This window comes from Paenibacillus sp. FSL K6-2859 (assembly GCF_038008265.1).
Taxonomy (GTDB): domain Bacteria; phylum Bacillota; class Bacilli; order Paenibacillales; family Paenibacillaceae; genus Paenibacillus_AQ; species Paenibacillus_AQ nitricinens.
Window position 1 is genome coordinate 2,245,131 of sequence record NZ_JBBOYU010000001.1, and the last position, 12,857, is coordinate 2,257,987.

Below are 12,857 nucleotides of genomic sequence, written 5' to 3' on the forward strand. Positions count from 1 at the left end.
ATAATTCCGGGCCTTTTTTAATTTAACAAAACTCAAGGGGGAACTCATTAATGTTAAAATCTTATGACTTTCAAGACCAAGTACGCCAGCTCGAAGCAGGTATTTCTCTAATTATCGAAGACTCTCCAACGTTGCTTGGTCTTATCGGACTCGGCACTACTCCGCTATATCAAACGAAGTACGAGTGGATGTCGGACAACCTCAACTCTAACCGCGCTGTAGCCGCAGAAGCTGCCCTGATTGGAGCTAATACGATTACGGTCGCAGCAGGCGACGGTTTGAAATTCCGTGTTAACGCGATCGTCGTAATTGGCGAAGAGTACCTACGCGTTACAGCTGTAGCGGGCGACGTTATTACTGTAGTGCGTGGATATGACGGTACAACTGCCTCAGCCGTAGCACTCGGCGCTGAAATCCGCATCGTCTCCCGTCCACAACTTGAAGGCGCGCTACCTGGCGTTGATGAAGGACACGACCGCTTGGTTGATTACAACTACGCGCAGATTATCGAACGCTATGCGGCTGTTTCCGGTACGCAACAAAACGTCCGCACTTATAACGTTACCAATGAGCTTGACTACCAAGTCCAACTCCGTTTGAAAGAGATTGCGCGCGAGCAAAACGACTGGTTGATCTACGGACGCCGTATTGATGCTGGCGCAGGAACTCCGCGTACAACTGGCGGTCTGCTTTACTTTGCGGATAAGAAAGGCGCAGCTAAAGAGAACGCGGCTGGCGGCGAAATCACTCCGAAGTTGCTGAATGACCTTGCGGAAAAAATGTATCTGCGTGGAGGCTCCGCTAACACGATCCTGACTAATACCGCAGGCGCGCGTCAGATTACGAAGTTTGCATCGGATACTATTCGCACTGAGCGTACTGATACCGCGACTGGTCACAAGATCCAAACGTTCGTATCCGATATCGTAGGCGGTTCCGTCGCTACTGTTATCGTCGATCCGAACTTCCCGAAGAATAAGATCGCACTGTTTGACCGCGATATTCTTTCTATCGACCCACTGAATGGACGCGGTCTGTTTGATACTGACGCAACCGTTCCCGGCGCTGACTTTGTAGCACGTCAGATTCGCGGTGAGTACGGCGTAACCGTCAAGAATGCGGGAGAGAAAATCGCCATCCTTGAGAACATCAGCACGAAGGTTAGCTAATCTACATGGGGCTTCGGCCCCTTTTTACTTTACGGAGGTGATTGAAGCTTGGCGAAATATACCGCAAGTCCGCATTACTCCATTGTCGGAGAGATTGATTTCGGCGTGAGCGGAGTTTATGAGACGGAAGACGTAGACGAGATCGTGCAACTAGACTCGTTAGTACCAACGTGGATTAAGCGCATTGATACGCAAGAACCGGAGGTAACGAAAGAGGACGAAAAGGTGGCGGAAACTGACGCTAAACCTGCGCCTCGTACTCGTAAAGCTACCTCCGCAAAATAAACGGAGGTGTTTACGTGGCTCTTACGGTAGAAGACGCAACAACGTACATTAGCGTAAATTGTATCAATATTGACGATTGGACGGACGCAGACGACGCCAAAAAACTACGGATAGTTAACGTGGCAGGACGGACGCTGACGAACAAATACGCTCAATATACGATACCGGACGCGGCTGTGTGCGAATATGCGAACGAATTGGCAACGGCATTTAACGATACGAACGCGCTACAGCAACAAGGCGTAGCGAGCTTCGGATTAACGGGCGTCGCAAACTTTACGTTTAAGGATTGGGCGAAATCGGGCCTCGACGCATGGATACCGGATATTGCGCTCGACCTCATTAGCGCCGAAAACGGCGGAGTTAAACTCGGACGCAAGACCGCGAAGTGGGTGACGATGTAATGGCGATCATACCGCTGCGTCAGACCGTGATTATAACGCCAGTCGGCGGCTTCGATCCGGATTATAACGAACCGATTCCCGGCGTCCCATACGCGGTGAAATGCCGCTTTTCCGAGGGCGTTAAACTTGTACGTAATCAGCACGGAGCCGAAGTCGCTAGCGTCGGCACGTTTATATTCGATAAGCTACCGGACATATCGCTCAGCGACACATTCACGTACACCAACGAACTATTAGCGGAAACAACGTACACGCCAATCGCAATCAGCGTAAAACGGGCGCTCAACGGTAAGCCGCTAATAACGGAGGTGGACGTATAATGGCGCTCTTAACTGTCGCGGATGTTAACGCAGCTATCCGCTTAATCATTCCGGGATTCACCGTAGTCGGCAACGATTTTGTAGCGGCGAATCCGGACGATTGCGCTTATACGCGGATAACGGGCGGCCCGCCGCCTAGCGAGTGGTCATCCGTTGCCTATCCGTCAATACAAGTCGTAATACGCGCGAAGTCTATGCCGACGGCCGAAACGAAGGCTAACGATATCTTCGCGGCGCTACATGGTAAGACGGAATTTACGATCGGAACAACGCGCGTAGTTAAGTGCCTGGCGGATCAGAGTGCGCCTTGGTATCTCGGTCCCGATGCGAATAACCGTACGCTATACTCCGTTAATTTTACGCTTACCACATCGACATAAACGCAGGGCTGTCCGTAATTGGGCGGCTCTTTTTGTTGTGAAAAATAAAGGGGGAAATAACGAATGGCTCAAGATTTCAAAAAGATCGAAATAGGCCCTGCAATCGTTGAGTACGGTACGGGCATTGGTATGGTCACGTTTGAAACGACCATTGGCGGTGTCGTACTAACTACCGAAACGACATACCGCGAACAGAAGACAGATCAGACCGGAGAGACTATCGTCGATAAGCGCATTACTGGCCGTAACGTCAGCGTAACCGTCCCGTTCGGTGAATACGACCTGGACACGATTCCGAAGATTATGACCGGCGCAGAGATTGTTACGGGTACTGGTGGTTCGAAGGTTGTCGTAAAAACTGGCGTAGGCTTAAGTCTTCTCTCTACTGCAAAGGTCGCAGTAATTAAACCGCTTGCGCACCGAACAAACCCAAAATTCTGGCTAACCTTACCTCTGGCGTACAGCGAGACTGATGTATCTTATTCTTTTAATAACGAAAATGAACGCATCACGAACGTAACACTCCGTTCAACTCCGGACGAAGATGGCGTCATCCTTATCATGGGCGACGACACGATTACTGCAACTCCGTAAGATACACACGACACCAAAGGGGCGCTTAATTGCGCCTCTATTTCTTTATAAGGAGCGAATATAATGCCGATTTTCAAGCGTTCAGATAAAGCGGAACTACCCGCGCCAGAAATCGTTATTGACCCTAACGTAATTAAGCTCGGAGATAGAACGGTAATCGTACGAAAGGTAGCGGTCGGACAATGGCGCGAACTATTTGCCGCGGTTAATATGCTGCCGGAATTAATTATGGGCGTAATGGCGGCGCCGGCTGACAACCGCGTAGCTTACTTATTTGCGTTTATAGATCACGCACTCACCGACATCGTACGCGTAGTCAGTATCCTAACAGAGTTCGAACCGGAGTGGATAGAAGCTAACGTAGCGCCGGACGAATTGATGGCGTATTTTACCGCCGTTGCGCGCGTTAACAATTTCGGTGGACTCTTAAAAAACGTGCAAGGCGCTCTGCAACTAACGAACCTGCAGACGGGGACAGCGGAAGCGAGCGCCGAGTAACGATAGACGAATTTTTCATAGACGCAGCCGTACGCCTCGGCAAAACGCAAGTTGAGTTCGAGCGCGGCTATTACGTTATGGACTTGCTCGACGTACTGGATGCGGACAAGCGGCGCAAGGCTGGCGAAACATTGGACGCGCTAAACGTTAACGTCATGTCGCATACGACTAACGTAGAGGATTACCACAAGTTTACAACGGGTCTGCAACGTGAGGCGGGCTTCACGACGCAGAGTACGCCGAAGTTTGACGAGGCCGGATTTAATCTATTACGCGATCAAATGACCGCGGGGAGGGTGTGACGGACGGTGGATTTTCGGATGGAAACGGCGGCTCTACGTCAGTTTTTAGAGCGTCAGAAAACGCGCGTTCTCGACGGGGCGACTATCGGATTACACGATGCTACCGACCACTTACTCGCGGCTTCGCGTAATGAGGCTCCGTTAGATACCGGTACTTTGCGGATGACCGCCGGTAAGGAAGTCGTGAATAGGGACGGACGGATATACGGTGAGGTATTTTACTCCGCAACAGAAACGGGCGCAAGTGGAGCGCGCTTTAACTATGCGTTACGCGTACACGAAATGGGCGAGTATAAGAATCCGACGACGCCGGGAACTCGTCCGAAGTTCTTATCGCGACCACTCCGAACGAATGAGCGGATATATAAACAATTTATCGCGGATGCAGTAAGGAGGGCGTTGAGATGAGTACGGGCGGTACTAACGTAGGTGAAATACAGGCGCGGATTATACTAGACATTGCGGAGTTTAGGCGGAATATCGACGAGGCTCGGCGCAGGATACAGGATCTTGAAGATCAAAGTAGACGCGGCGCAGACGGCATGCGGAACTTAGGCTCCGCGCTTGCTGGACTCGGTGCGGGCGCAGCTTTGACGAAACTTGTACGCGAGATGCAATCGGTCGTCGCGGAGAGTACGAAATTATATAACGCGTTCCAGGGACTTAACGCCGTTGCGAAAGGCTTCGGCATCCAAACGGGAGACGCACAACAAGCCGCGCAGGAGTTAGCCAAGCGCGGTTTTTTAACGCTCACAGAATCGGTGCTGGCGTTCAAGACCGCGATGTCTTCCGGACTTGATCTCGAAGAGTCTACGAAGCTTATCAACTCGCTCGCGGACTCGGCCGCATATAACCGCCAGTCCTTTTATACGATGGGCGGCGCTATCCAAGCGTCACTCGATGGTATCAAGAACGGTAACTCCGTACTATCTGACGCAGTCGGCGTAACAAAGAATCTATCCGTTATGCAAGCGGAATACGCTGCGTCTATTGGAACAACAGCGGGCAGATTAACGGACGCTGAAAAGATTCAAGCGGCGTACTACGGATTTATGCGTGAGGGCGCGATCTTTACTGGGAACGCGGATGAGGCGATGCAAGGATTCACCGGTACACAGAACCGTTTCGCGCAAGCTACGAACGAGGCACGTGTCGCACTCGGGGAGTCGTTTACTCCCGTTGTGCAAAAAACGCTTGAGTCGCTGACTCCAACGATAATCGCACTCGCGGACTTTGTAACGGAACATAAAGCGCTTGTAGCCGGACTTGCAACGGGAACAGCCGGAATGCTTGCGTTTGTTACCGTGCTAGCTACTGTACCTCCTGCCTTGGCGCTTATTAAAGCGGGAATCGTCGCGCTAGGAGCTTCCGCAGGGCCGATCGGATTAGCAATCGTTGCTATCGGAGCATTGGCGGGCGGAATCGGCGCGTTGGTTGCGAAAAAGGGAGAAGACGTGAGAGCAACGCAGGACATGCTTAAGGCGCAGAAGGAACTTAATACGCTGCTCGATAAAGCGCCCGTCGATCAATCAGCCGCAGACATCGAAACGCTCACGGCTAAGACGAAGGAACTTACGGACGCACTCAACGAACGTGCAACGATGGAAAGGCGCCTCAACGAAATCCAAGCGGCTGGTGAAAAAGGTTTAGGGAATCCCGCGATGATGTCGGAAGCACTGGACATTAACGAAGCACTCGGTGAGATGGACGACAAGCTGCGCAATATGGGATTCGACGGTGTTGAAGCCGCAACGTCAAAGCTCGAAGATATGAACAAAGCGCTCAAGTATTCGGTAGACTCAATATCCGCGCAAGACAAAGCGGAAGCAACCGCACTCGCAACGAAGAAGGCAACGCTCGTACAAATGAGCGCATTAGCGACGCAGTTTAAGGAGTTATCCGGTTCCCAAACGCTGGACGCCTCGCAAAAAGGACGCCTCGTTGACGTAACGGAGAAGTTGATCGAACAGTACCCGGAGCTGAACGCGCGCCAAGGCGAGGATGGCCGTATTCGTGCGGACAATATCGACGTGATTATCGCGCAGATCGCCGCGGATAAGAAATTTACGGACTTAGCAGCCGATCAAGCTGCGGCACGGATTCGTAACTTCGCGAAGGAAAATAAGGCGCAAGAGGAATCGGTCAAGACACAGATTAAGAACTATACGCTGTTGATCGAAGCTATGGCGAAAGTATCCGGAGCAAAAGCGGCAACATTTGCGGAGTCCGTAGCGCAAGGCGAGGCGCGCATGAACGGTAAGACGCCTAACGTTATGGATATCGTAAACAACGATTACCTAACGAATAAAGTTACGGAGGAAGCGAAGCAGGGACGGGATCTAGCGCTCGCACAACAGCAGAAATATTCGGACGCAGCACGCGAGATGGAGAAGTTAGCGGCGGAAGTGGAAGCCGGAGCTCAGACGTTTACGAAGGATATTATTCCGCAGGATGGTCCGAAAGCTAAGAAGGAAAAGAAAGCGAAGGGTAAGACAGCCGCGGAACTTGCCGCCGAAGCGCGTAAGGCTGCGTACGATGCCGATCTTAAGACCGTCCAGTTTCAAGCTGACTTTTACGATATGACCGCCGACGCGCAGATTAAAAAGTATGACGCGCTTAAGGCGAAACACGCAAAGTTTCTAGCGGAATCCATCGACGACGCGCGTACGTTGCAGTTGCAGCTTAAGCGGTTATCGGAGGACAGCGCCCAATCACGCTATGACTTTTCGACTACGTGGATTGATGCGGAGTCTAAACGGATGGAGGACAGCGGCAAGTCGGAGCTAAAGATTGCGGAAATGAAGCTAGCAAGCTGGACACGGCTACGTAATCGTTACGCGAAGGATAGCGCAGAGTATATCGCCGCCGACGATCAAGTCCGCCAATCGCGTAAGAACGTAGCCACCGCAACCGAAGCGGAAGCACGTGCTCAGTATAGCGCATCGTCCAAGTGGGTTAGCGCAGAGGAACGCCGCATGTCTGACGCAGGCAAATCGGAAACGGAGATCGCGCAAATGAAGATCGACGCGTGGACTCGCGTACGGGATCGATACGCCAAGGACTCGGAGTATTATGCGCAGGCTGACGAGCAACTTTACAATCTCCGCAAGTCACTAACGAAGCTGACGAAGGATCTAGCGGACGATCTCGTAAAAAAACAGAAAGCCGCGATTAAGGACGCGAAGGATGCGGAACTCAAAGCGATCGAAGCGCGCAAGCAGGCTGCCCTCGACGATTATGACGCGCGGATTGACGCGATTCAGCGCTTACGTGACGCCAATAAAGAGCTCAATGTTGACGCCGATTACGCGACTCAATTAGCGGAGAAGCAAGCGCGATTGGCGGAATTGGCAAGCGCAGTCGGTCCGGAAGGAATTGCGGAACGTGACGCGCTTCTTAAAGAGATCGCGCGCATGCAACTCGAACACGACCGCGAATTAACCGACCGTACGCTCGCAGATCAACAAGACGCGCTCAAGGACGAAAAGGATGCGCAGACGAAAGCGTATGAAGCGGAGAAGACCGCAGCCGAAGCGCAATATGACGTACTCACGGCGGCATTTGATGCGTACTCAGGCGACATCAAGTCGATAGAGGACGGAATCGCGGCGTATCGTGTTAGCGTAAGTGGTTCCGCGAATAGCGCGATTCTTACGGAGCTCGATTCGTTCGTTGCGCAGTATAACGCAAAGATGGCGCAAGTTACGCAAATAAATGCGGAATCGAAGAAGGCGTCCGATCTTGCGGAGTACAACGCGAATAAAACCGCGTGGACAGCGGCTAAAACGAGCGGCAACACGGCGGAAATGGCGCGACTAAACGCACGTAACGAAGAGCTACGTAAACTCTACGGAGTATCGGCGGATACTGGCGCATTACAGGCTTTCGCAACGGGCGGCATTGTTCAAGGCGCGGCGGGCTCAGCGGTTCCGATCGTAGCACATGCGGGAGAGATCGTGCTTAACGCGCAGCAACAGGCGACGCTATTCGGAATGATCGAGCGTCCTAATATAGCGCCATCTGCACCAGCGGCTCCTACGAATATTACGAATCATATCGACATGAGCGTCAATGACGTAGAGATCGCGGATAAAGCGGACATGCGAACGGTTTACGACGAAAGAGCACGCGCCATAGAACGCCTGCAAACGATGGGAGTGAAGGGCGGATGATTACGTACGATGTAGCGGTAAATGGCGTATGGCTATCAACGGTGGGCGCTTCGTTATTTGAGCGGCGCTTGCCGGTTCTGCCGGAAATGGACGATAACACCGTTAAGCTCGCGGGAACAGATGGCGTAGTCGATTTCGGCGGCTCATACGGTGCGCGAACGATCGGCTTAACGTTTGAGATAACGTCATCGGCTGCGGAGTTTCACCGGACGCTGGCGTACTTGGCGCGAACATTCAATGCGAAGCGCGGCGAGATTACGCTACAGTTTGCGGACATGCCGGACAAGTACTATCGCGCAGTTTATTCCGGAACACTGGCGCTTGGTGCGACCGGTTCGCGGCTGATTGACGTAGAGTTGCGCATGAATGATCCGTGGCCGACCGGTAACGAGTCCGTAACGGAGTACACGATAACAACGTCGACGACAGCGGTAGATATCGAATCGAATGCGGACGTTAATGCGCAGCCAGTTATTACGCTGACGAATACGGGCGGAAATATAGTCCGCGGATTTACGATAACGAACGAATATACGCTCGAATAAAAAGACAACGCGAGAGGCGTCGGGAAACCGGCGTCTTTTTGCGTTGATCTAACGGAGGAGATCGAATAAATGGCGATGCAAATTTCGAACGCACTATCAGCGGCTTTTCTTAACGCGGCTCTACGTAATGTTCCCTATACCGGGCCATCAACGATTTATATCGCGCTATACACGTCGGACCCAACCGCGGCGGATACCGGAACGGAAGTAAGCGGCGGTTCATACGCGCGCCAGGTGGTAACATTCGGAGCGCCGGCGCTCGTTAGCGGACAACAATCCGTAGCGAATACCGCGGAAGTAGTATTCCCCGTTGCTACTGCGGATTGGGGACTCGTAACACATATCGGATTACGTACGGCGGCGACTGGCGGGTCTTTACTGTGGACGAAACCGCTGGATAATCCGCGTACATTACTCGTCGGCGACCGTCCGAGATTCGCGGTATCAAGTACGTCGGTTAAATTCACGCAATAATAACGGAGAGGGGAACAAATAGATGGCGCTACAAGAAATGTTTCCGGCGGTCGCGAACAGTCCGGCGACGGAACTATCGGCAGCAATTACGGATATTCAAACGACAATTACGTTGCTCGATGCGTCGAAGCTACCGGACGCTCCGAATATTGCGACAATCGGCGTAGATGAGAGCGCAGAGACGGTGCGGTACGAAGGGAAAAGCGGAAATACGCTGACGGGAGTAACGCGCGGATTTAACGGGACAGCGGCGAAGGCGTGGGCGATCGGCGTAGGAGTTGCGCGGTACTTTACGGCGTACGATGTGGATGCACTGCGGGAGAATGTGACGGGGCATAGCGCAGAACTGGTGATGGTTAATGCGCAGTTGGTGGAAGCTGCGTCAGGCGCAACAACTCCCTTTCAGGTCATCGCAGAGGACAATGCATATAATAAAATACCAAATGCGGTATTACCGCTCAATATACCTACGTATGAAGGCAGCGGACAGACGACTCACCCAAGTGTCCTGTATTTCCCTGAGGGATGGAACGGGTATAAGTTTTGGATGTGCCACACTCCTTATGCTTTTGGAGATAACCAACTAGAAAATCCCAGCATTGTAGCTTCAAACGATAATGTTACCTGGACTGAGCCTGCGCCGAATCCAATTGGTGCATTAATAACCATTGGAGAAGGCACTTTTAACTCGGATGGTCATATTTTCATGCGGGGGAACACTATGGAATTATGGTATCGCGCCGCCACGTCCGAATCAAACGTGCATATTTTTCGCAGGACAACGACCGACGGGGTGAACTGGACAGCTAGAGAGCTCCTCTTTACAAACCAAACTTTTGACCTTGTTAGAAGTCCCGCAATTCGGTACTTTGATGGCAAGTACCGAATGTGGTATGACACAAATAGCGGTTCAGACTATAAAATAATATACGCCGAAAGCATCGACGGTAAGAATTGGACGGGAAGACGGCAGATTAATATCCCACTTGATTCGTCTTACTACTTTTGGCATGTTGACGCCATCGTAACAAACGGAAAGTATGAACTTACACTGCACTGTTACACCAAAGTTGGAGGGAACACCGCAGTATTTTACAGCAGTTCACTTGACAATGTAAATTACTCTCGCGCTATCAAGATTATTGAGCCCACTTTCGGCCAAGGCCTTCATGATAGCGGCCAAGTGTATAAAGCGTCATGTGTAAAAGTAGGAGATATGTGGTACGTCTACTACGGTTCGATAAGCCAAAATAACGAGTATAAGGTCGGGCTTACTACTGGATACTCTCCATTAACATTAGGACTAAGAGGTAGTAAGACGGAGGTCAAGACCTTTACAAGCCCGTCGAATTTTTACTTTGCTTCCGACAAGATTAATCGTTTCCCAAAAAATCAAATTACGATCACAAAAATATTTCAAGGCAATGGATTTCCTGCGCAGGTTGGGACACTTATAACAGACAACTCAATACCAGAAAGGGGTAGGCAGAGACAACACTTTTTCGTACACGGAAGTAATGATTTCTATACTCGTTCGGTCAGGGCAGATTCGGATGATTGGGGGGATTTTGCATTAAGTTCCTCTCGAATCATTAACACTCCGACAAACGCTTATACACCAATTGATGGACCAAGCGCGTTTAAAAAGGATTGTATAACGTATACGAAAATATTGGCGCCACATGCTACCGCTAATATATTCCCGGAAAGCAAGGCGGGTATATTAATTACTGATTACATTGAATCTACTTTGGGTAGTTTCATAACACAGAAGTATCGAGTCTATGATTCGCATAATGAATACACACGCTCTTGGTTATCGACCAATCAGTGGAGCTCTTGGGCTCTGAATTCCGTGAAGAGTTCCGGTTCTCGGAATGTAAGTTCCTTTGTGGTATTAGCAAACGGTCATACGGACATAGACGTCCCGTTCGTTGGCGCTGCTGTTACTGATACTATTGTTGGATCTCCTACAACTTTATTATCCCCTGCTATTATTTATACTCTCTATGTCGTTAAAAATGATATGATAACGATTCGATTTAAAAATGTAAGTGCCACGGAACAAGAAGTACCTAACACATCTTGGAATTTTCATTTACTGAAAAAGTCGATATATTAATTTCATCTCTATGGGCCGGAAGTGGAAGTAAATAAGCCACACTGTTAGTATCCTACTGAAGAGAACACATATGATTAAGTGTTGAATGCGGATATGTCCTTAAATATACCGACTAATGATGATAGAACCCGACTACTCATCGGAGCACTTTATTTTACTAATGGGTGGGACAGCTATAATCTGCTAGCTCGAATCTCCATACCTGAAGGGATGTAATCAAAAAAAAAGAAAATCTATAGGCTAAGCCTTGAATAATTTATCTTGATTACAGCCTCCTAATTTCAATTCCGTGGTATTATATGTGAAGCATCGATACCAATTTGTGGATTAGGAGGTTCAAATTTGAACAAAAATAGAATAGAGTATTTGGATTCATTGCGTGGTATATCTGCAATGTCTGTAGTTATATTTCACTGCATGATTTCTTTTAAAATCTTCCACTCTGCCAATTATTCTAATGTATATGAGAGTGACATCATTAAGTTTATTACTGAAAGCCCCTTAAAATTGTTATGGGCAGGGACGGAGCCTGTTTTGTTGTTTTTTGTGCTTAGTGGTTTTGTTTTGTCTATATCTTTTTATGAAGGCAACGAATTTAATTATTATCCCTATTTACTAAAACGTTTCTCTCGTATCTATATACCTTATATTTTAATTATGATTGTTTCAACCTTACTCGCTTCAGCGCTAATGGGTGTAAAAAACATTGAGGAAATGAGCGCCACATTTGATAATCGTTGGGATCATTCTGTTTCGTGGAAAGCGATGTTAGCATATATCTTCATGATAAATTACGATACCCCAAATGTGAACGGAGTTGTTTGGACGCTTTACCACGAATTAAGAATTTCTCTATTTTTCCCATTTTTATTATGGGTCATTGTCAAATGGAATGCGTTAAAGTCATTTGTAATAATCGGATTTTTAATCGGATCTTCGTTTGTGGTGTTTTTTATTATTTCGAATTATACAAAGGGGTTTATGTCCAATTTAACATATGATTTCTCCCTTACATCATTTTACACAATGTTTTTTGTTTTTGGTGCTATCTTATCGAAATACAAGGTAATTATAGTTAGTTATTTATCTAACAAGTCTTCGGTATTTAGAGGCGCTGTATTTATTCTATCTCTATTTATTATAAATTCACGTGCAATACGTGAGGTAATCCCCGTCTTTCCTAGATATATACATGAATTAACTGTAGGGGTGGGAATTGTGTTATTGTTTTCCGTTGTGTTATCTAGTAGTTTAGCTCAGAAGTTATTAATGCTATACCCATTTAAATGGTTAGGGAAGATATCTTACAGTCTTTATTTGACACATATTTTAGTTTTAATGTTACTTGCTATACTTCTAGGAAACTCGATTGGAATTGGGTATGCAATTTTTTTGACTCCTGTTGTATCATTGCCCGTAGCATGGATTACGCACAGATACATTGAAAAACCTTCCATAGCAATAGGTAGAAAACTGACTGTTAAAAATGTACGTTTGACTTGGAAACCGGAAAAAAGATTTCTTAATACACATTCGGACCATACTACGCACTAAACGCAAGCCCTTCGCATCCACGCGCGGGGCTTTTTTAC

The 12,857-nt window shown here is 48.8% G+C and carries 14 protein-coding genes; all 14 read left to right on the plus strand.

Going from position 1 to position 12,857, the window contains the following annotated elements; all coding sequences use genetic code 11:
• The first annotated feature begins 50 nt into the window (after positions 1–50).
• On the plus strand, positions 51–1,169 hold the full coding sequence (locus MHB64_RS09835) for an SU10 major capsid protein (RefSeq protein WP_341134292.1): 1,119 nt from the start codon (positions 51–53) through the stop codon (positions 1,167–1,169).
• 48 nt (positions 1,170–1,217) lie between these two features.
• The gene (locus MHB64_RS09840) at positions 1,218–1,454 is read left to right on the plus strand and encodes a hypothetical protein (protein ID WP_341134293.1); all 237 of its coding nucleotides are present in this window, start codon (positions 1,218–1,220) and stop codon (positions 1,452–1,454) included.
• 14 nt (positions 1,455–1,468) lie between these two features.
• Positions 1,469–1,858 carry a hypothetical protein gene (locus MHB64_RS09845; RefSeq protein WP_341134294.1) on the plus strand — a complete coding sequence of 130 codons (390 nt, stop codon included), beginning with the start codon at positions 1,469–1,471 and terminating at the stop codon, positions 1,856–1,858.
• Entirely contained in the window at positions 1,858–2,178 is a 321-nt protein-coding gene (locus tag MHB64_RS09850) for a hypothetical protein (protein ID WP_341134295.1), read from the plus strand. Before MHB64_RS09845 ends, MHB64_RS09850 begins: the two co-directional genes overlap by 1 nt.
• A complete protein-coding gene (locus tag MHB64_RS09855) occupies positions 2,178–2,558 on the plus strand; it encodes a minor capsid protein (protein ID WP_341134296.1) in 381 nt (126 codons plus the stop codon). The genes MHB64_RS09850 and MHB64_RS09855 overlap by 1 nt, the downstream gene beginning before the upstream one ends.
• A gap of 63 nt (positions 2,559–2,621) precedes the next feature.
• Positions 2,622–3,152: a hypothetical protein gene (locus tag MHB64_RS09860; protein WP_341134297.1), complete on the plus strand. Its 531-nt coding sequence runs from the start codon at positions 2,622–2,624 to the stop codon at positions 3,150–3,152.
• A gap of 63 nt (positions 3,153–3,215) precedes the next feature.
• On the plus strand, positions 3,216–3,650 hold the full coding sequence (locus MHB64_RS09865) for a hypothetical protein (protein ID WP_341134298.1): 435 nt from the start codon (positions 3,216–3,218) through the stop codon (positions 3,648–3,650).
• Positions 3,651–3,781: 131 nt separating this feature from the next.
• Positions 3,782–3,952, plus strand: a complete 171-nt coding sequence (locus MHB64_RS09870) for a hypothetical protein (RefSeq protein WP_341134299.1) — start codon at positions 3,782–3,784, stop codon at positions 3,950–3,952.
• A gap of 6 nt (positions 3,953–3,958) precedes the next feature.
• Positions 3,959–4,360: a hypothetical protein gene (locus MHB64_RS09875; protein ID WP_341134300.1), complete on the plus strand. Its 402-nt coding sequence runs from the start codon at positions 3,959–3,961 to the stop codon at positions 4,358–4,360.
• Complete coding sequence (locus MHB64_RS09880) at positions 4,357–8,124, plus strand: hypothetical protein (RefSeq protein ID WP_341134301.1); 3,768 nt, start codon at positions 4,357–4,359, stop codon at positions 8,122–8,124. Before MHB64_RS09875 ends, MHB64_RS09880 begins: the two co-directional genes overlap by 4 nt.
• Positions 8,121–8,669: a phage tail domain-containing protein gene (locus tag MHB64_RS09885; RefSeq protein ID WP_341134302.1), complete on the plus strand. Its 549-nt coding sequence runs from the start codon at positions 8,121–8,123 to the stop codon at positions 8,667–8,669. Before MHB64_RS09880 ends, MHB64_RS09885 begins: the two co-directional genes overlap by 4 nt.
• A gap of 69 nt (positions 8,670–8,738) precedes the next feature.
• A complete protein-coding gene (locus MHB64_RS09890; protein ID WP_341134303.1) occupies positions 8,739–9,143 on the plus strand; it encodes a phage tail fiber protein in 405 nt (134 codons plus the stop codon).
• A gap of 22 nt (positions 9,144–9,165) precedes the next feature.
• The gene (locus tag MHB64_RS09895) at positions 9,166–11,265 is read left to right on the plus strand and encodes a hypothetical protein (protein ID WP_341134304.1); all 2,100 of its coding nucleotides are present in this window, start codon (positions 9,166–9,168) and stop codon (positions 11,263–11,265) included.
• Positions 11,266–11,607: 342 nt separating this feature from the next.
• Positions 11,608–12,819, plus strand: a complete 1,212-nt coding sequence (locus tag MHB64_RS09900; protein WP_341134305.1) for an acyltransferase family protein — start codon at positions 11,608–11,610, stop codon at positions 12,817–12,819.
• Positions 12,820–12,857: the final 38 nt, after the last annotated feature.